Raw genomic sequence first — 19,720 nt, forward strand, 5'->3', positions numbered from 1 at the left:
GATGCTTACCTTATTTTTGAGTAACAGAAGCGAGTGATCTAACAGTGTCTGGTGAAGAAAAGCGGTTTCACAGCCGCCGCCGTGTGCGGACAGGGGAGGGGTATGTTGTATTCCGGCATTAGCATCGCGTTGGTCGCGATTGCGATACTGACTGTTTTTATTTGCTTGCGCCTTCTGTTCCGGAAGTCCTGGTTTTTGGTTTGGTTGAAAGGCACGATGACTTTCGTCGCGCTCTTGTTTGCAGTGTTTCTCTGTTTTCTGGCTTTGGATATGTACCGTTACAAGGCCTATCAACAGGAGACCACCATCGCTACGCTCAGCATGCAGAAACTGGGAGACCAGTTATACCGCGTTAAAGTCGCCGCCCCCCCAGATGGCGAGTACAGTTTTGACGTATCCGGAGATCTCTGGCAATTGGACGCCAGATTGGTTTCCTGGTCGGGCCCTTTCAGTGCGCTCGGCATGCAGCCGGGTTATCGTCTGGAGCGCATCAGTGGGCGTTACTACTCACTGGAGCAGGAAAACGACGGCGCCCGCACGGTGTTCGCCATTGCCCCTTCCGATATCGGTTTTGATTTCTGGGCCTGGTTGAACAGTCACGAAGGGGTGCCTTGGGTAGACGCCAAGTATGGCAGCGCCACCTATTTGCCTATGCGCGATGGCGCCATCTTTACGGTCTCGATAGGGAATGACGGCTTGATTGCCCGGCCGGTCAATACGCCGGCGGTCGAAGCGGTGGAGATGTGGCAGTAGTGGGGCTGCGCATCCTAATGTGGAACTGAAATATCTCAGAGGCAAAGATAAAGAAATAAAAAAGGCGCCGTTGAGGCGCCTTCAGAAAATCTTATCACTTAGCCGATGTTGAACAGTTGGCCCAGCTTCATCGCCAGCATCATATCGCCTTCAGCACGCAGATCGCCCGCCATGAAGGCTTGCATGCCGTCAGTTTCGCCACTGACGATGCCTTTCAGCGTATCGGAATTCATAATCAGAGTAACGGAAGGATCGTCGTGGTCACCCTGAATCAGCTCGCAGCCGCCGTTTTTAACTACCAGGTGATAGTTGTCGGCGTCTTCAATAGAGAACTGAAAAACAAGATCAAGGTCGGAAGCGGCGTCGGCGTTAAAGTTGTCTTTCAGTTGTTGAAAAATTTGTGCTACAGGCATGGTGCTTTCCTTTATAAGAGTAATACACAATTATATTGTGGAGACTTTGGCGCATATGTTTTAGCTTAGAATTCAAAGAGTAGCAACTCCCTGAAGGCAAAACGTAAAGTCTTTCGTAAACAGCAGATATACACCGCTAATGCCTGAATGTAGGGGCTTTGCAGTTGTCTGTCAATAAAAAATCGAACGCTTGTTTGAATTGGCGGTGCAATTCATTTTTCTTCGTGGGTTGCAATTTACATAGACGCCCTTAATTTAACCGGATTGTATCTATCAGTAGAGATTGATAGCTATCACACGCTTTGAATAAATATCCATTTTAGGAGTACGACTTTGGACTTTTTAACCGATTACGGCGCTTTTCTGGCCAAAACTGTGACCCTCGTGGCGGCGATACTGTTTGTCGTGGGGACTATCATTGCACTGAGCCAGCGAGGCAAGAAGCATGCGGACGGTGAGATCGAAGTCGTACATCTCAATGAGCGTCTCAAGAGGATGCGCGAAGCGCTGGAGCACAGCGTTTTCAGTAAAGAATGGTTGAAGAACGCCGCCAAGGAAAAGAAAAAGAGCGACAAAAAGAATAAGAAGGAAGCTCATAAAGAGATGTTGCAGGAACAGGATAAGAGCAGAGTGTATGTGTTGGATTTTGACGGCGATATCAAAGCCTCTGAAGTATCCGCGTTGCGCGAAGCTATTACCGCTGTGCTCAGTCTGGCGAAGCCGGAAGATGAAGTCGTCGTGCGTCTTGAGAGCCCTGGGGGAATGGTGCACGGCTATGGTCTGGCGGCGTCGCAGTTGGAGCGCATCCGTCAGCGCGGCGTCAATCTAACGGTCTGCGTCGATAAAGTCGCCGCCAGTGGCGGTTATCTTATGGCTTGTCTGGCTAATAAAATCATTGCAGCGCCATTTTCCATCATTGGCTCCATCGGCGTGGTGGCGCAGCTGCCTAACTTTAACCGCCTGTTGAAAAAGCATGATATTGATTATGAAGTACTGACAGCTGGGGAGTATAAGCGTACGCTGACCGTATTCGGTGAAAACACTGAAAAAGGGCGGGAAAAGTTCATGCAGGACCTTGAGGAAACGCATGTTCTGTTCAAAGAGTTTGTCGCCACGCACCGGCCGCAGGTGGATATCGACGAGGTGGCGAAAGGCGAAGTATGGTATGGCGCTCGCGCCAAGGATATCAATCTGGTGGACGCTATCCAGACCAGTGATGATTACCTGGCTGAGCGTTGTAACGAGTGTGAGGTGTACCAGGTGCGATATATCGAGAAAAAGTCCCTGGCGGAAAAAGTGGGGCTATCGATGGCGGCGTCACTGGAAAGCCTCGGCCTCAAGCTCGCCAAGTCATTTAACTTTAAAAGCTAAAGACGCGAGCGGGGCGGGAATGCCGGCATGGGAACCGGGTTGTAGCGGGCGTCGCCTGTTGGGTTCATTCGGCAATGGAAAGAGATAACTGAGTGACGGAGTCTGCTCTATGAGCGATAGTAAATTTCGGGCGCTACGCGTGTTGGAAAAAGGGGGATATTTTCACACTGAGATTCAAGAGCAATCTCTGGATGATTTGCCCGATAACGATGTATTGGTGAAAGTGAAGTATTCGTCCTTGAACTTCAAGGACGCGCTATCTGCTCACGGCCATAAAGGCGTAACCCGTCAGTTCCCGCACACCCCGGGCATTGATGCTGCAGGGGTGGTGGTGGAAAGCCGCTCTCCTGAATTGAAACCGGGACAGGAAGTCATTGTGACTGGTTATGATCTGGGTATGAACACGCCGGGCGGGTTTGGCGAATACATTCGCGTGCCCGTGGAATGGTGTGTGGTTAAGCCTCCTAATCACGACTTGCATTACTTTATGACGCTGGGAACCGCTGGACTGACCGCCGGCCTTTCCGTCGATCGCTTAAGCCAGACTGTGGCTGCGGACGATGGTGAGGTGTTGGTGACTGGCTCCACTGGGGGCGTCGGGTGTCTGGCGGTAGCTCTGTTGGCCAGATTGGGTTACGACACTGTGGCGTTGACCAGCAAGGTCGATCACAGTGACCTATTGGCTAAGTTGGGCGCTCGCAGAGTTTTGGACCGCTCCCATCTGGAAGAAATGCCGGAGAAGGCGTTGATGAAAGAAACCTGGGCGGGAGTCGTGGATACCGTTGGAGGCGCGCTATTTTCCAAAATTCTTAAAACGGTGAAACACAGTGGCGCTGCAACCACTTGCGGTATGGTGGCCGGGACTGAGCTCACCACTTCTATTTTTCCTTTCATTTTACGTGGCGTCACGCTTTACGGCATTGATTCCGTGGAAATATCCAGAGAGAGAAAGCGTCATATCTGGGAAAAGCTGGATAGCGACTGGGCGCTGCCGGACCTGAAGTTTCTGGCGCAGGATGTGGTGCTGGAAGAATTGCCCGGCGTCATCGAGAAGATCTATTGCGGCAAGATGCTGGGGCGCGCGGTGCTCCGGCACATCGACCAGGAGTAATCAACCAAGACCAATTGCCTGCGGCGGGTTAATCCCGCCGCAATTTGTCAGAAATGGCGATCGGGCTGGGAAAGTTCAGCACGACAATATAAGACGACAACATGAACATGATAATCGCCGTCGCCTGAATCAACACTGACGCAGATTCTCCAATCATGGCCTTGCTGGCCGCCAAAAAGGCGATCAACAACGAAAACTCACTGATTTGCCCCAATCTGAAGCCAATTTCCCAGGATGTTTTTTTGTCCTCTTTCATGGTGCGCAGCAAGCCATAGAAAGTGGCTGGCTTGGCCGCCAGCAATACCAGTGACAACAGTATCGCGGGGATAGCGATATTCGGCAACAGTCCAAGGTTGAGACTGGCGCCAAGGGAGAAGAAAAACAGCACCAGAAAGAAGTCTCGCAGGGGTTTCAGGCTCTCGGCGATATACTGGGCGATGGGGCTGGTGGCGATCGTGACGCCGGCGATGAAGGCGCCGATTTCCAGAGAGAGGCCCATGGCTTTCGCCAGCTCCGCTACGCCGAGGCACCAGCCGATGGCCAGCAGAAATACATATTCGTGAAAGCGGTCGAACTTGGAGAACAGCTTCAACAATACATACTTGACCGCCAGAAATGTAACGCCGATCAGAATCGGTAGGGCCAGGAAGGTCTTGCCGAGATTCATGACGGAAATGCCCTCGTCGCCGGCGGCCAGTATCAATAGGGCCACAATGGCGATTAAATCCTGAACCAGCAGCAGACCGACCACCATCTCGCCGACATGGCGATGGTGCAGAACCGTAGTCGGTAATAACTTGATGCCGATAATCGTACTGGAGAAAGTGGCCGCTATCGCGACAATCATCGCCTCGTAAGAAGTGAAGCCAAATACGATGGCGATCACATAGCCGATAGCGGCGAACACCAAAGAGCTCAGCAGAGCGACCAGCGTCGCCTTGCGTAGTACATGTAGCAGCGCTTTCGGCTGCATGTCCAAGCCAAGCAGGAATAGCAGAAATATGATGCCGATTTCGGAAATGTCCGCGAGTAGCCCAAAGTTGTTAATCAGGCTCAGTCCGTAAGGGCCCACCAAAGCGCCAAGAACGATATAAGCGAGGATGAGAGGTTGTCGCGTGAACAAGGCGACGGAAGCCAAAACTGCGGCGCCGGAAAAGATCAGAAAGAATGAGTAGACGATATTAATTTCCATGGATGCTCCGCTATCGGCTTCTACCAAAGAGTATCGGCAGTCTCCGCCTCTGTCAAAGTACAACCTGTTGTTCTAAGAAGGAAAAGACTCATCCATCCAGGCGCAAAAAAGGGTGGACGACGCCACCCTTAAGCATTGCCTGCACTGGTGTTAGTGCATTCTGCGACGAAACAGCGGGTCCGGTTGGTCCACTGACGCCTGATAGGTCACGGTAAAGTCCGCCAGGCCCGCCAGGGCTTTTTCCGCGTCGCGATCCGCTCTCACCGCAAAGGCGTCAAAGCCGCAGCGCTTCATGTAGAAAAGCTGATCCATTAGCACGTCGCCAATTGCGCGCAGTTCGCCAGTGTAGTGAAGCTGCTCGCGCAGGATGCGTGCGATGGAGTAGCCGCGACCATCGGCGAACTTTGGAAAGTTCACAGCGATGACGTTGAAATGCTCCAGGTCTGCGCTGATTGCATCAGGTTCTTCATCGCTATCCAGCCAGAGACCGGTTTGTGCCGGCTCTCTCGTCTGTAACTGCTCTTTCTGCGCCAGCCAGGTGCTCAGAGGAATGATCACTTTGCCGGTTGGAACGATTTGCTCCGCAGGCGCATCAGCTTTGTCCAGAACAGCCCAATCGTCAGCGATAACCGCCGCGTTCTTAATTAGGTTTGGCATAAACGCGCTCCTTGAACGGGGTGATGCCAATGCGGCGGAAGGTGTCGATAAACAGTTCGTCGTCATTGCGGCTGGAGACATATACATCAAGAATTTTCTCGATGACGTCCGCCATCTGTTCGCGAGCGAACGACGGCCCCAGGATTTGTCCCAGAGACGCATCTTGTCCAGAGGCGCCGCCCAAGGATACCTGATACCACTCCTCGCCTTTCTTATCCACGCCCAGGACGCCGATGGCGCCGACATGGTGGTGGCCGCAAGCATTCATGCAGCCGGAGATGTTCAGGTCGATATCGCCGAGATCGTAAAGGTAATCCAGGTTGTCGAAACGCTCCTGAATCGCCTCCGCCACCGGTATGGACTTGGCGTTCGCGAGAGAGCAGTAATCGCCCCCAGGGCAGCAGATAATATCAGTCAGCGTACCCAGGTTAGGGGTGGCGAAACCAAGTGATTTAATGGCTTCCCACAGCTCGAACAGTTTGCTCTGTTCAACGTCGGCCAGCACCACGTTTTGCTCATGGGTGATGCGCATTTCGCCGAAGCTGTATTGGTCCGCCAGTTCCGCCAGACGGTCCATCTGCTTGTCCGTAATGTTGCCGGGAGGAACTCCCAGCTTTTTCAAGGTCAGAGTGACAATGGCGTAGCCGGGTTTCCTATGCTGGGCGACATTACGGTGATGCCAGTTGCTGAAAAATTTGTTTTCCGCCAGACGCTCGGTCAACGCAACAGGCTGCTCTTCCAGAGCAAGATAGGCCGGTTCTGTGAAGAATGACTTAATGCGTTCAATTTCCGCCAGCGTCAGCTTGGTGGGGCTGTCTTTTAAGCGTTCCCATTCCGCTTCGACTTTTTCAGCGAAGACTTCCGGAGACATGGCCTTGACCAGAATTTTGATGCGCGCCTTGTATTTGTTGTCGCGACGGCCGTAACGGTTATATACCCGCAGGATGGCTTCCAGGTAAGTCAGCAGGTCCAGCTCCGGCAGATACTCACGAATAACGGAGCCGATCATGGGGGTCCGGCCCAGTCCGCCGCCCGCCAATACCTTGTAGCCAATTTCCCCGGCGGCGTTTTTGACGATCTGAATGCCGATATCGTGAACCTGGATAGCTGCGCGATCGCTGTCTGGACATGCGTTGACGGCGATTTTGAATTTACGCGGAAGGAATGCGAATTCCGGGTGGAAGGTGGACCATTGACGAATGATCTCGCAATAGGGGCGAGGGTCTACAATCTCTTCCGGCGTTACGCCTGCGAATTGGTCGGTGGTAGTGTTGCGAATACAGTTGCCGCTGGTTTGCACCGCGTGCATCTCCACATCCGCCAGTTCGGCGAGAATCTTAGGAGAGTCTTCGACAGACGGCCAGTTCAACTGCAGGTTCTGCCGGGTAGTGAAGTGGGCGTAGCCTTTATCGTACTTGCGCGTCACTTCGCTCAATTTACGCAATTGAGTGGAAGACAACATGCCATATGGAATACAGATGCGCAGCATCGGCGCCAGCCGCTGCACATATAACCCGTTTTGCAGACGCAGGGGCAGGAACTCCTCGTTGCTGAGCTCACCGGCGAAAAAACGGTCCGTTTGCCCTTGGAACTGCTTGACTCGTTCCTTGATGATCTGGCGATCGTAATCGTCGTATCTATACATTGACACTACCTGACAGTTTCAATTACCCATTGAATGGGCGCCAATTTAGCAGGATATACTTATAATTAAAATGATTGATTATCTATATGGTAATTCGTTTTCATTATATGAATATGGCGGGGCGCTTCTAACTGCCGGACGCCTTTATATTAATCAGGCAGACAAATAGTTTCCTTCTATTTGTCTGAAACGGCAGGGCCTGGCTCTGTCTCCCGCGGCTAGCCGCCGCGCAGGCGTCAGGATTATGGGCGTTGCTCTGGATAAGCGCTTGCACTTAATAAAAATGTGGTTTAAAACAAACCAGTACATACCTTATGTGCAATCCGGACATCAAAAAAGGAGCTGGACTGTGTCAGAAAACAATAATCATAACGCGACTTCAAATCCCGACAGCAAAGTGGACGCCATCGCCGCAGTGGTGCTGATACTCAGCATTGCTTCCATGATGGTGATCTGGGTGGCGGGGCACTGACTGCTGCGGAATTTCATCCCGGGCGGATTATCGAGCCGTTTTTCCTGTTTCCCTGATGTGAGATGAACCAATGAAGCAAAGTGGGGACATCTGTTCTCATCCTCACTTTGTCTGGCGGGTCTGCTGATGCTTTAACTCAAAGCGCAGATGAGCTTAATGGACTTATGTGACATTGCTCAGCACCAGCTTAACGATAAGCGCCAACGTCAACACGAACAACACTCCAAAAACAATCCCGCCTATGATGTAGGCCTTGGGGTCCGCCTGTTTAAAGTCTCTCTCCCTGGTCTTGCTGCTCTGAACGCCGAAGGCCGCTCCCAAAACACTTACGACTAGCTGCCAAAGAGAGGGTTTTTGCTCTTTTTCCTTGTGCTCGGATACATTGCTCATGATGCTCTCCATACTCGCTCGTATTATTATTTTGACGTCCGCGTTCAGGTTGGCCTGATTTTCCGACGGGCGCTCCTTCTTATACTAGTCCTCCATGCAAATAGACTCCTTCTATTAGTTTATTGTGGCTTGTCGCCACGCAGGCGCGTCAATCCACTTGGTTATTAGCATATTAATAACAAAACCAGGGATACGAAAAGCCGGACTTTATATGCGCTGACGCCCCAGGAATGGGGCGTCATATTCCGTCTGGCGATCAGCGTGCGCTGGAGGGATCGTAACCCAGGTTAGGCGACAACCAGCGCTCCGCCTCCTGTAAGGTCATGCCTTTTCTGGCGGCGTAATCCTCCACCTGATCCCGTTGAATTTTGCCTACGGCGAAATAACGGGCTTCCGGGTGAGAGAAGTACCAACCGCTGACGGACGCCGCGGGATACATGGCGTAGTGCTCAGTGAGTTTGACGCCGGTATGCAGCTCCGCCTCAAGCACGCTGAACAGCTTGGCCTTTTCTGTATGATCCGGGCAGGCAGGGTAGCCTGGGGCGGGACGAATGCCGGCGTACTTCTCTTTGATGAGCGCTTCGTTATCCAGTTGCTCGCTGGACGCATACCCCCAGAACTCTTTGCGCACGCGTTCATGCATGCGTTCGGCGAAGGCTTCCGCCAGACGGTCCGCAAGGGCTTTAACCATGATGCTGGAGTAGTCGTCGTGTTGGCTTTCGTATTGTTTCGCCAGTTCTTCCGCGCCGATGCCGGCTGTCACCACAAAGGCTCCGATATAATCGTCTTTACCGGATTCGACAGGGGCGACGAAATCCGCCAGGGAATAGTTGGGGCGATTTTGTTCCCGCTGGGTTTGCTGCCTTAAATGGCTAAGCGTCGTCAGGGGCGCTGATTTGCTTTCATCCGTATAAAGAACCGTGTCTTCGTCGCTGATGCGATTGGACGGCCAGATACCTACTACTGCGCGCGCCTTCAACAGGTTGTTGTCGATAATGTGAGACAGCATTTTCTGGGCGTCCTGGAACAGTTGCCGAGCGGCCTCGCCGACTTTTTCGTCTTCCAGAATGCGCGGATATTTACCCGCCAGGTCCCAGGATATAAAGAAGGGGGTCCAGTCGACGTAATCGACCAGCTCCTGCAGCGGATAGTCGTCAAATACTTTCACGCCGGTGAACGTGGGCGCAGGCGGCGTGTAATCGCTCCAGTCGCCCTGGAAGCGGTTATCCCGCGCTGCAACCAGCGGAATCGGCTTGGCGGAAGGCTCACGGTTTTTTCTTCTTTCCCTGACGTCTTCATATTCGGTGCGAATATTCTGCACATAGTCCGCCTTTTGCGTGTCGCTCATCAGTCGCGTGGCGACGCTGACGCTGCGTGAGGCGTCAGTAACGTAAACCGTCACATCGTTCTTGTACTCGGGCTCAATTTTGACGGCGGTGTGCGCCTTGGAAGTAGTGGCGCCGCCGATCAGCAGAGGAATCTTGAAGTTAAGGCGCTGCATTTCGCGGGCGACATGCACCATCTCATCCAATGATGGCGTGATCAGGCCGCTGAGGCCTATGATGTCGACATTTTCCTCTTTGGCGACCTGCAGGATTTTTTCGCAGGGAACCATGACGCCCAGGTCAATAACTTCATAGTTGTTACACTGCAGAACGACGCCGACGATATTCTTGCCGATATCATGCACATCGCCTTTGACCGTGGCCATCAGGATGCGGCCTTTGGCTTTCTCTTTGGCGTCCTTTTCCTGCTCAATGTATGGAATCAAATGCGCCACCGCCTGTTTCATGACGCGTGCGCTTTTCACCACCTGCGGCAGGAACATTTTACCGGAACCGAACAGGTCGCCGACGACGTTCATGCCGTCCATCAGGGGGCCTTCGATTACTTCGATGGGGCGCGCAGCCGCCAGCCGCGCTTCCTCTGTGTCTTCAGTAATGTAAGCGTTTATGCCTTTCACCAGCGCGTGTTCCAGACGTTTGGTGACAGGCCAGGAGCGCCACTCCTGACTCTCTTCCTGTTTCTTCTCGCCAGTGCTGCGGTAGCGCTCAGCGGCTTCCAGCAATCGTTCGGTGGCGTCGGGGTGTTTGTTCAGAACGACGTCTTCCACCAATTCCTTAAGCTCAGCGGGAATCTCATCGTAAATAACCAGCTGTGCGGGGTTGACGATGCCCATGTTCATGCCGGCGTTGATGGCGTGGAACAGGAAGACGGAGTGAATCGCCTCGCGTACGGTGTCATTACCACGGAAAGAGAAGGAGACGTTACTGACGCCGCCGGACACGTTGGCGTAAGGCAGGTTTTGGCGAATCCAGCGGGTGGCCTGGATGAAGTCCACCGCGTAATTGTTGTGTTCTTCGATACCGGTGGCGATGGCGAAGATATTCGGGTCGAAAATGATGTCTTGAGGTGGGTAACCCAGGCCGACCAGAATGTCGTAGCTGCGCTTACAGATTTCTGTTTTGCGCTCATAGGTGTCGGCTTGGCCGGCTTCGTCAAACGCCATGACCACGACCGCTGCGCCGTAGCGCATGCAGGATTTCGCTTTGGCGATAAAGTCCGCTTCGCCTTCTTTTAAGCTGATGGAGTTAACCACGGCTTTGCCCTGAATGCAGCGCAGGCCTGCTTCAATCACTTCCCACTTTGAAGAGTCCACCATGATGGGGACTTTGGAAATATCCGGCTCGGAGGCGATGAGGTTCAGGAATAGTTTCATCGCATCTGCGGATTCCAGCATGCCTTCATCCATATTGATGTCGATGACCTGGGCGCCGTTTTCCACTTGATCGCGGGCCACATCAAGCGCTTCTTCGTAGCACTCCTCTTTAATCAGGCGCAGAAAGCGGCGGGAGCCGGTAACGTTGGTGCGTTCGCCTACGTTGACGAAACGGATTTCATCCGTGAGCGTAAAAGGCTCCAGTCCTGACAGGCGCAAGCGCGGAGTGATGTCGGGAATGGCGCGTGGCGCGTGTTTCTCGACGGCCTTTTTGATGGCGGCGATATGATCCGGCGTGGTGCCGCAGCAGCCGCCGATAATGTTCACAAAACCATCTTGGGCGAAGCCTTCCACAATCGCCGCCATCTCTTCCGGTGTTTGATCGTATTCGCCAAATTCGTTAGGCAGGCCGGCGTTGGGGTGGGCGCTGATATAAGTTGTGGCGCGGTTTGACAGTTCTTCCACGTAAGGACGCAGTGCGTCCGCGCCTAGCGCGCAGTTCAGGCCGATGCTGATCGGTCTTGAATGCGCCACGGAATTCCAGAACGCCTCTGCGGTCTGACCGGACAGCGTGCGTCCGGAAGCGTCCGTGATGGTGCCGGAAATCATGATCGGCAGCTCGACGCCGTGGTCGTCAAAATATTGCTGTACCGCGTAAATACAGGCCTTGGCGTTGAGCGTATCAAATATAGTCTCGATCAGGATAATGTCGCTGCCGCCGTCGACCAGGCCTTTGGTGGCTTCGTAATAGTTGTCCACCAGTGTCTGGAAATCCACATTACGATAACCGGGGTTGTTGACGTCCGGAGAGATGGAGGCCGTGCGGGACGTAGGACCTAACACGCCCGCGACGAAACGGGGAATGTCGGGCGTCTCTGCGGTTTTCTCGTCCGCCGCCGCGCGGGCGACCTGGGCGCTGGCGACATTCAGCTCGTAGACGATGTCTTCCAGACCGTACTCAGCCTGAGACACCCAGGTGGCGTTGAAGCTGTTGGTTTCAATAATGTCGGCGCCTGCGTCCAGATAGGCTTTGTGGATCGCCTGGATTATGTGCGGCTGGGTCAGGCAAAGCAGGTCATTATTGCCTTTGATATCGCGGTGGAAGTCTTTGAAGCGCTCGCCTCGATAATCGGCTTCCTCCAGTTTGTAGCGCTGAATCATGGTTCCCATGGCGCCATCCAGTATCAATATCCGTTTTTTCAGGGAGTCATTAAGGGCTTCTACTCGTTGGATCCGCGTCAGCATGTGAAAAACCTAGCCGTAGTCATTATGATTCTAAAGGGGGAAAATATTAGCAGATTAAGCCATAAGATGCCCTATTTGCCTAGGGCCAAGAAGCCTTTTGCAATGAAGTGAGGGCGATGTGGGGGTGGTGAAAATGCCCGCTTCGGCTAAATCCTACTAATTTGCTAAGGCTTTAACCAACGAGTCTTTTGCTCTACAATTCACAGCATCAATCACCTTTGGGGCTATATAGGAATGGTAACAGTCACAGAATCGGCTCGCGACTACCTCGCGCAATTACTGGAAAAGCAAAAAACCGAGGGCATGGGCGTGCGCATGTTCGTGACGCAGCCGGGCACCAAATATGCGGAAACCTGCCTGGCGTACTGTAAGCCGGAAGAGATCATAAAGGATGATGAAAAAGTCGAGTTTGACGCCTTTACTCTGTATTTGGATAAAAACAGTCTGCCATACCTTGAAGAAGCCTTAGTCGATTTCAACACCGAACGCATGGGCGGTCAGCTTACTATCAAAGCGCCCAACGCTAAAATGCCCAAGGTGGACGAAAGCTCTCCGCTGCCTGATCGTATCAATTACATCCTGTATACCGAAATTAACCCCGGATTAGCCTCTCATGGCGGCGAAGTGTCTCTGGTTGAAGTGGTTGACGATGTCGCCGTGCTTAAGTTCGGCGGCGGTTGTCAGGGATGTTCGGCGGTGGACTTCACCCTCAAGCAAGGCGTCGAGAAAACGCTGTTGTCGAAAATTCCAGAGCTGAAGGGCGTTCGCGACGCCACTGATCATACGGTTACAGACAACGCTTATTACTCTTAAGCGTATGGGCCAGGACAGGCCATAGAGAATAGACGAGAAAAGGGCGAAACAATGTTCGCCCTTTCTATATTTGTTTCGTTAGAATCTTTGTTTATCCCGCTTGCGCCACCATTCGGCGGCGATCTCCAGCGCTTCCTGCTGGGACTGACTATTCCCAATATATTTCAGCGCCAAGGCAAGCGTGCTGATCACTGCGGCTTCCGCATACTCATCTTCATCAACTCCACGCCACACATTAAGCATGTGCTCAATGGAGAGCGCTTCTGCTTTAAGATGGCGTTGCGCAAATAATGGCGGCCAGGTTTCCTCAAAGGTTTCGCCCTGGCGGCTGATATGGGCGATGCACTGAGCGTCCGGATTACGTTCGACTTCGCCGCCTTCGCCCTTGATAACGACGGCCGTGGGGTATTGCAGCAGATTGGCGCTGAGCTGATGAATGGGGTTGTAAGGAGGGTGGAAGATGCCCTGCATAACCAGCGATGCATGAAGTGGATTAAGCAGGCGCGCCATGGAATGCACAGGGGAGCGCAGGCCTAAAATTGAGCGCATCTGAATGATGTCGTGCAAACGCGGTGAAAAGCTTTGCAGTGGCATATACACGAAATAGTCTTTTTCAATAGCGCTTGCCGCCTCGCTCCAGTTTGCGGCTACAGGCAGTCCCAGGGTTTCCACTAGGGAGCGTGTATAAAGGCGACCCTGCGTGTGCCCCTCTGAACCATGCATAAAAATGCGGTAGCCGTTCTGACTGAGTAGCAGGGCGGAAAATAGAAACCAGGGTTGGTGGCGCTTTTTGCCTGCGTAGGAACTCCAGTCAATGTCTACTTTCAGCTTGGGAGCGTTGAATCTGGCTTGCGCCGCTTCCACAAACCCCGCCAGCTCCTCCGGCGTTTCCTCTTTTACCCGCAGCAGCATGAGAAAAGCGCCCAGCTGCAGGTCCAGTGTCTCGCCGTCCAGTATCATTCCCATGGCGGCGCGGGCTTCTTCGCGGGTTAATGAGCGAGAACCCTTTTTGCCTTTACCTAATGCTCTGATAAAAGGAGCGAAAGCATGTTCGTTGCTTTCTTTGGGAAACTTTTCATTCAGCATGGAATTTCCTTGTTTACAGGCAGTTGTTAGGCTTGGGGAGCCCTGCGATTTTGCATGCGATCTTGGCGGGGCCGCCAGGAAACAGTTTCATCAGATAAATGCTATTGCCTTTATCCTGGCCCAATTTGGCCCCAGTAGTTTTCACCAGAACGCGATTGACCGGGGACAGGCCGAATTCATCATAAAAATCCCGCACCACATCTATGATTTCCCAATGCTCGGGAGTCAGAGCGATATTCTCGTGTGCGGCGATTTCTTCCGCGATAGTGGGGCTCCAGTCGTTCAAGTTGACCAGGAAACCGTCTTTATCCAGGGGGAGGTCCTGTAACGTCATAGGGTAGCTTCCGCTTTTGTCCTGAGGTATGGCTTTAGAACCAGGAGACGCTGCGAGGGTGGCGCTCGGTCAGCTCGACGAACTGCGCGTAGTCCGCTATTGCAATGGCGTCCGCCGCGACAATGCCCCGCGCCGTCAAGTCTTCCTTTAGCGCATACACTTTGACGCCTGCATTAAGCAGCCCCTGTAACAGCGCGTTCTCTTTATGTTCCTTGGCCCATATTACGCCGTCCTCAATCAAAAGCAGACTGTCATCGGGTCCTGCCAAATCGGCGCAGGTCTTAAGCAGTTCGCGATTGCGAATGCCTTTATTGAATATATGTAACACCATGGCGTGTGATTTGTGATTTGTGATTATTGATGTAATGGTTGATTAAAGAAGACGACTCAAAAGCTGAAAATATGATCCGCCGCCGCCATTTTTTCTTTAATGGCGCTGAGCTGCAGAACTTCAACGGGCATGCTCAGTTCATCCGCGCTGAGGGCGAACTTTTCCAACGCCTCGGCGGAGACAAAGACTTTTTCTACGCCATAAATAGGCAAGGCTTTGAAGCCTTTCGTATGATTTTTCATCGCGATGGGGGTTGGATCGATGTTTTTCGATAATTGGAAAACGCCTTGTTCCAGAAAGACCACTTCCACCTCCTGATCGAAAACCGCCGCCGCCAGCACGGCGTCCAGTCCTTCCGCCCCGTACGCGTCGCCGAATGGAGGACGGGTGATCAGATATAACAAACGTTTTTTTGCTATCTCGCTCACGTTAGCCGGCTCCAAATGTGATGACGCGATCGGAATACAAGGCTGCATCCACGAGTTGTCCCAGTCCTGACAGCTCAAATTCGCTCTGTAGTGAATCGCCGCTGCGTTGATAGCGCTCGGCTTCTGAGGGCGTGATGACGCCGCGTTTGACGCTGGCGCCAATGCAGGCGACCAGGTCGAGGTTATGCTCGCGTTTGAGGGTCGCCCACTCAGCGGGAAGATAGGCGTCGTCCTGTGGCGCAATGCTGAGGGAAGACGCGTTCAGCACGCCATCATGGTAAAAGAAAATGCGGTATATGCTATGACCCCGCGCCAGAACCGCTTTGGCGAACTGGCAGGCGGAGTAGGGCGCCTGTGACGAAAAGGGGGCGCCGTAAACGACAATGGTGTATTTCATGACAAATAAAAAAGCCCGGTTAGACCGGGCTTATGTTAAACCTATTTAGGATCAATCGTCACCGCCGAACGCCAGGATCAGGTTCAGCAGGCTGATGAACAGGTTGTAGATGGACGCGTACAGAGAGACCGCCGCCAGGATGTAGTTGGTTTCGCCGCCATGAACGATAGCGCTGGTCTGATACAGAATCCCTGCGGACGCGAACAATACGATAGCGCCTGAGATCGCCAGAGAGAACGCACTGCTCTGGATGAAGAAGCTCATGATGATGCAGCCTACGATGACCCAGAAGCCTGCAACCAGGAAGCCAGCCAGGAAGCTGAAGTCTTTCTTGCTAATCAGGGCGTAAGCGGACAGACCGAAGAATACGAATGCGGTCAGACCCAGTGCGCTGGTTACCGCCTGTGCGGCTCCGCCTGCGATCAGCTGGCCAACGATAGGGCCGATTGTCAGGCCAAGCAGACCAGTAAACGTGAATGCTAACACCAAGCCCCAAACGCTGTTGGCGACTTTATGAATCAAGAAGCTGATCGCCAGTGCGCCGAAGAAAGCGCCGTAATGCATAATAGGGTTGAACTGCATGCTTGATGACAAGAATGCTGTGAAAGCGGAAAACGCCAGGGTCATGCCCAGCAGCCAGTAAGTGTTTTTCAAAACGTTGGCGGCGGTGGAAGAATCGACAGCTACGCCGTAGCCTTGCCTAAAGTCGGCGACGGCTGATTGATTGTTATAGTTTCTGTTATCCATGAACGTCTCCAGTTAAAAAAGCTAGTTGGTTTCTATATTAGTGATGGTAAGGGAAATTTCAATCTTTGCTGAGATTAAAAAAGATAAAATATTCGTTACAGAAAACCTTGCGCACCGGGCCCTTCAGTTAAACATGCAGCTTAGAGGTTGATACGTAAGAATATGTCGGTTGGCTTAACGCTAAATTGGGGTGTTTAGTCTGTTTAAGACTTGGCGATGAGAAACGTAATAAGGGAATGCTTGATCTATGCCCGCGGATGCGGAAAAGAAGTGGCGGTGAGCCAGGGATTCGAACCCCGGGTAGGCTATTAACCTACGGCGGTTTTCAAGACCGCTGCTTTCAACCACTCAGCCAGCTCACCGTTAAGAGTGCCTGTGTGACACGAGTCGTGCATAATACTCAAAAATTTTGGGGTGTCAACAGGTTTGCAGTTCGGGCACTAACAAATTATGTCAGCGCCCAACATTTAAGCATAATAAAGCCCAAACTGTCCCCTCAAAAAGGCGTGAAGCTCATTTCTTTCACCAATGAACTCTATACCTACCAGCTGTTTCTTCCACAGCTTGCGACGACTCCATTTTACGACTCCAGTTACTGGGCCGAAGAAACGAGTGGCGATTTCAACTCTAGTATTTTTATCTAAGCGCCTCCCACATTTGAGCATGATGCCATCCTTGGAAATGTTTTCCGCACCAGCCAGTATTTCGTTATCTCCCGACTTTAAGGATATGATTTGATTGAACCGTGCGCGGGGGTTTTTGCGCATTGCGGAGACTTGTTGGCGACGCATGGTGTCTTGAATTGCATAACTTACGATGCCACCAAGGAAAAAGCCTTTAAAGAGACCAATTAACCCCAATTTGGCGAGCAAGTAGTCTCGGTCGGTTATTAGCGTATTGATGCCCGCATGACTCAACTGAAAATCGATGAGTGGGCTATTCGGAGTGCCTGATGTATAGGCAAGATAAATGGCGATCTGGCAGGGAGCTAATAAGGCTCCCATCCCAAGAGCGTGTAGCCATGCAGAGCGTTTGACGTCGTCGGCATGTTGGTTGTTGGCATTTAAAGCGAGAATAACGCATAAGGACAGCACGGAAAAAGATAGGGCTAAGATGCCTCTGGCGTATTGGGCTCCGTTTCGATTGAGGTCGCTGGCGATATGAAAATAGAGAAAAGCGCTTATAGTAGCAGCCAGTATGGTGATTACATAAAGGCTCAAGCTTGGCTCAGCTTGCTTGGTCATTGTGCGCTCGCAGAATATTGCGATAAAGAGGGCGAAACAGAAACAGATGAAACTGCCGCTTGCCCACCTTAGATATCTGTCCCAGGTCAGCAGCCCTAGAACCTCTTGCAGCGCGAGCACAGAGATGCAGGATACCACTAATATTCCCAGTAGTGACAAAGCGATGGCTTCGGCAATTTTGATGTCGGTGGAGTCCCGGTAGCCAATATTGAACCCCAGGTTTTTAAATGCGTTGTATTGTGCTTGTTTGCTGGGGTAATGCTTAATCAAGCGTTTGCATAGGCACTCAATGAAATAGATAGATAACCGGTTTAGTTCTTCTTTATGATGTTGGGCATCTGTCTCGCCAGGCTCCAGAAATGGGATAATGGTGCTGAGTTCATGTAGGCGGGCCTCTTTGCCAGCCAAGTCGTCATGAAAGTATCCAGGACACTCATCTTTTACTATCATCAGAAGACAAAAGCATTCGATAAATCGCCAAGTTATCGCCCCTTGAATCTGGCTATGCTGACGGTGGTGGAGTATGTTCATCCAGAAGGTGGACTGCAATTCTTTTTTAGCGTTTCTAGCCGCTTCCAGTTGTAGCTCTTTGGCGACCCTCTCCAAATATCTTTTCGGTGGACGAAACCCGTTGTCCCGGTTAGTAATAGTGCGGGTAGCCTCTTGGACCGCTTTGGGAATGCGGGCCCACTCATGAAGTCTCTCGCGCCAGGCGTCTTCTACGGCCGCTACCTTTTTATTGCCAAGCAGTGTAATTAGCATAAAGGAATAAACTGTAATGCTATTTTCTCCAAGAACCTTTACCAGTGCATTTCCCCAGTCGGGTTCATGGACGTTGGAGGGGAAGATGCTGAGAAACTCTGGAAATTGATACAGCGTGGCGAGTAAGGTGATAAAAGTTAGAAGGTAAACGGAGCAGTAAAAGTAGTATCTGAATTTATCAATGTAATCCTCTGGCTTGCCCGAGAACAGGTTCAACTTGGCATAAGACCACGAATTGAAACGTGGGCCGATGAATAGAGTAAGAATTATTGCGCTGAAAAGAATATCCAAAACGACTTTTTTATCCATGGTGTAGTCCCCTTGTGGTAGTACGTAGTCGTAAATGGTTCTTCAAGGGCGGTGGAAGACATCATGCTACTGCTATGCGGCGGGGGGTGGTATCTCGCAAACTGGTTAAACGAAAGATTAGACTTTGTTGGTTATAGTGGGAGTAGTGATGCTTATGGAGAGGGACTGCCGTCCGAGCGGTGTTTTTTATTGATATTACACCCCGCATACTGTCTTCAAGTCCGTAATCTGATATCTTTCCAGCCCTTGTTTTATTCCGCGAAAGTACAGAGTCCATGAGCAAGCAGATTGTATTAACGGGTATCACCACTACCGGCATTCCTCACCTGGGTAACTATGCGGGCGCGATTCGTCCTGCTATTGAAGCCAGTAAGCAGGACGGGGTGCAGTCTTATTTCTTCCTGGCGGATTACCACGCCTTGATCAAGTGCCACGAGCCTGAGCGCGTCAGGGAATCCACCAAAGCCATCGCGGCGACTTGGCTTGCTTGCGGTCTGGACCCGGAAAAAGTGACGTTCTACCGTCAATCCGACATTCCGGAAATTCTTGAGTTGAACTGGTTGCTGACCAGCGTCACGGCGAAAGGCCTGATGAACCGCGCTCATGCCTATAAAGCCGCGGTGCAGGAAAATATCGAGAAAGGCGACGCTGATCCTGACAAGGGCGTGACCATGGGGCTGTTCAGCTACCCGGTGCTGATGTCTGCGGACATTCTGATGTTCAACGCGCACAAGGTGCCGGTCGGTAAGGATCAGGTGCAGCACTTGGAAATGTGTCGTGACATCGCGGCGCGCTTCAATCATATCTTCGGCGAGACATTCGTGTTGCCGGAAGTGGTGGTCAGTGAGGAGTCTATGGTGTTGCCTGGCCTGGACGGGCGCAAGATGAGCAAAAGCTACAACAACACCATTCCTTTGTTCGAGCCGGAAAAGAAATTCAGAAAGCTGATCAACAAAATCGTCACCAACTCGTTGGAGCCAGGTGAACCGAAAGAGACCGACGGCTGCAGCCTGTTTGCGATCTACTCCGCGTTCGCCAAACCGGAAGAAGTGGCGAATATGCGCAAGCAATATGCAGAAGGCATAGGTTGGGGCGAAACCAAGAAGCAGTTGTTCGAATACTTGAACGAGATCCTGGCCGATAAGCGTGAACGCTATAACGAACTGATGCAGGACCCCGCCTACATTGAAGCTACGCTGCAGCAAGGCGCGGAAAAGGCCAGAGAAAAGGCGGCGGTATTGCTGGCCAAGGCCAAGCAGGCGGTAGGCATCGGACCTATTCGATAGTTGTTTGACTCGACA

19 protein-coding genes and 1 tRNA gene are annotated in these 19,720 nt (G+C 52.1%); 6 read left to right on the plus strand and 14 right to left on the minus strand.

Annotated features, from left to right (window positions below):
- Positions 1-102: 102 nt before the first annotated feature.
- On the plus strand, positions 103-753 hold the full coding sequence (locus HCH_RS11460; protein WP_011396402.1) for a hypothetical protein: 651 nt from the start codon (positions 103-105) through the stop codon (positions 751-753).
- A 98-nt stretch (positions 754-851) separates the two neighbouring features.
- On the opposite strand, the gene HCH_RS11465 is transcribed toward HCH_RS11460, so the two are convergent.
- Complete coding sequence (locus tag HCH_RS11465) at positions 852-1,166, minus strand: SCP2 sterol-binding domain-containing protein (protein WP_011396403.1); 315 nt, start codon at positions 1,164-1,166, stop codon at positions 852-854.
- A gap of 333 nt (positions 1,167-1,499) precedes the next feature.
- Between HCH_RS11465 and sohB the strand changes: the two genes are divergently transcribed.
- A complete protein-coding gene (gene sohB / locus HCH_RS11470; protein ID WP_011396404.1) occupies positions 1,500-2,537 on the plus strand; it encodes a protease SohB in 1,038 nt (345 codons plus the stop codon).
- A 109-nt stretch (positions 2,538-2,646) separates the two neighbouring features.
- The gene (locus tag HCH_RS11475; protein ID WP_011396405.1) at positions 2,647-3,648 is read left to right on the plus strand and encodes a YhdH/YhfP family quinone oxidoreductase; all 1,002 of its coding nucleotides are present in this window, start codon (positions 2,647-2,649) and stop codon (positions 3,646-3,648) included.
- Between the two features lie 28 nt (positions 3,649-3,676).
- Here HCH_RS11475 and HCH_RS11480 read toward each other — a convergent pair whose 3' ends face one another.
- From HCH_RS11480 to HCH_RS11490, 3 genes are all read right to left on the minus strand, one after another.
- Complete coding sequence (locus HCH_RS11480) at positions 3,677-4,840, minus strand: cation:proton antiporter (protein ID WP_011396406.1); 1,164 nt, start codon at positions 4,838-4,840, stop codon at positions 3,677-3,679.
- Positions 4,841-4,990: 150 nt separating this feature from the next.
- Positions 4,991-5,497: a DUF934 domain-containing protein gene (locus tag HCH_RS11485; RefSeq protein WP_011396407.1), complete on the minus strand. Its 507-nt coding sequence runs from the start codon at positions 5,495-5,497 to the stop codon at positions 4,991-4,993.
- A complete protein-coding gene (locus HCH_RS11490; protein WP_011396408.1) occupies positions 5,481-7,142 on the minus strand; it encodes a nitrite/sulfite reductase in 1,662 nt (553 codons plus the stop codon). The genes HCH_RS11485 and HCH_RS11490 overlap by 17 nt, the downstream gene beginning before the upstream one ends.
- Positions 7,143-7,491: 349 nt before the next feature.
- Between HCH_RS11490 and HCH_RS35005 the strand changes: the two genes are divergently transcribed.
- Positions 7,492-7,614 (plus strand): hypothetical protein, encoded by a 123-nt coding sequence (locus HCH_RS35005; protein WP_255509308.1) that lies wholly within the window; start codon positions 7,492-7,494, stop codon positions 7,612-7,614.
- A gap of 162 nt (positions 7,615-7,776) precedes the next feature.
- On the opposite strand, the gene HCH_RS11500 is transcribed toward HCH_RS35005, so the two are convergent.
- Positions 7,777-8,004, minus strand: a complete 228-nt coding sequence (locus HCH_RS11500) for a DUF2970 domain-containing protein (RefSeq protein WP_011396411.1) — start codon at positions 8,002-8,004, stop codon at positions 7,777-7,779.
- A 256-nt stretch (positions 8,005-8,260) separates the two neighbouring features.
- Positions 8,261-11,968 carry a methionine synthase gene (gene metH / locus HCH_RS11505; RefSeq protein ID WP_011396412.1) on the minus strand — a complete coding sequence of 1,236 codons (3,708 nt, stop codon included), beginning with the start codon at positions 11,966-11,968 and terminating at the stop codon, positions 8,261-8,263.
- 234 nt (positions 11,969-12,202) lie between these two features.
- Here metH and nfuA point away from each other — a divergent pair, with 234 nt between their 5' ends.
- On the plus strand, positions 12,203-12,781 hold the full coding sequence (gene nfuA / locus HCH_RS11510) for a Fe-S biogenesis protein NfuA (RefSeq protein WP_011396413.1): 579 nt from the start codon (positions 12,203-12,205) through the stop codon (positions 12,779-12,781).
- A gap of 78 nt (positions 12,782-12,859) precedes the next feature.
- Here the strand turns inward: nfuA and HCH_RS11515 are convergent, their stop codons facing one another.
- The 8 genes from HCH_RS11515 to HCH_RS11550 all read right to left on the minus strand — a co-directional run bounded on the left by HCH_RS11515 (position 12,860) and on the right by HCH_RS11550 (position 18,419).
- Entirely contained in the window at positions 12,860-13,867 is a 1,008-nt protein-coding gene (locus HCH_RS11515; RefSeq protein WP_011396414.1) for a glycosyl transferase family protein, read from the minus strand.
- Between the two features lie 13 nt (positions 13,868-13,880).
- Positions 13,881-14,201 (minus strand): TusE/DsrC/DsvC family sulfur relay protein, encoded by a 321-nt coding sequence (locus HCH_RS11520; RefSeq protein WP_011396415.1) that lies wholly within the window; start codon positions 14,199-14,201, stop codon positions 13,881-13,883.
- Positions 14,202-14,235: 34 nt separating this feature from the next.
- The gene (tusB, locus tag HCH_RS11525; protein ID WP_011396416.1) at positions 14,236-14,532 is read right to left on the minus strand and encodes a sulfurtransferase complex subunit TusB; all 297 of its coding nucleotides are present in this window, start codon (positions 14,530-14,532) and stop codon (positions 14,236-14,238) included.
- Positions 14,533-14,588: 56 nt separating this feature from the next.
- Complete coding sequence (gene tusC, locus HCH_RS11530) at positions 14,589-14,960, minus strand: sulfurtransferase complex subunit TusC (RefSeq protein WP_011396417.1); 372 nt, start codon at positions 14,958-14,960, stop codon at positions 14,589-14,591.
- Between the two features lies 1 nt (position 14,961).
- On the minus strand, positions 14,962-15,357 hold the full coding sequence (gene tusD, locus HCH_RS11535) for a sulfurtransferase complex subunit TusD (RefSeq protein ID WP_011396418.1): 396 nt from the start codon (positions 15,355-15,357) through the stop codon (positions 14,962-14,964).
- A gap of 51 nt (positions 15,358-15,408) precedes the next feature.
- Positions 15,409-16,104: a Bax inhibitor-1/YccA family protein gene (locus HCH_RS11540; RefSeq protein ID WP_011396419.1), complete on the minus strand. Its 696-nt coding sequence runs from the start codon at positions 16,102-16,104 to the stop codon at positions 15,409-15,411.
- A 271-nt stretch (positions 16,105-16,375) separates the two neighbouring features.
- A tRNA-Ser gene (locus tag HCH_RS11545) sits at positions 16,376-16,466 on the minus strand.
- Between the two features lie 105 nt (positions 16,467-16,571).
- A complete protein-coding gene (locus HCH_RS11550; RefSeq protein WP_011396420.1) occupies positions 16,572-18,419 on the minus strand; it encodes a PilZ domain-containing protein in 1,848 nt (615 codons plus the stop codon).
- Between the two features lie 275 nt (positions 18,420-18,694).
- On the opposite strand from HCH_RS11550, the gene HCH_RS11555 reads away from it, so the two are divergent.
- Positions 18,695-19,705, plus strand: coding sequence for a tryptophan--tRNA ligase (locus tag HCH_RS11555; protein ID WP_011396421.1), 1,011 nt, complete (start codon positions 18,695-18,697; stop codon positions 19,703-19,705).
- The last annotated feature ends 15 nt before the right edge of the window (positions 19,706-19,720 follow it).

The sequence above is a fragment of the Hahella chejuensis KCTC 2396 genome, assembly GCF_000012985.1.
In the GTDB taxonomy this organism is placed as follows: domain Bacteria; phylum Pseudomonadota; class Gammaproteobacteria; order Pseudomonadales; family Oleiphilaceae; genus Hahella; species Hahella chejuensis.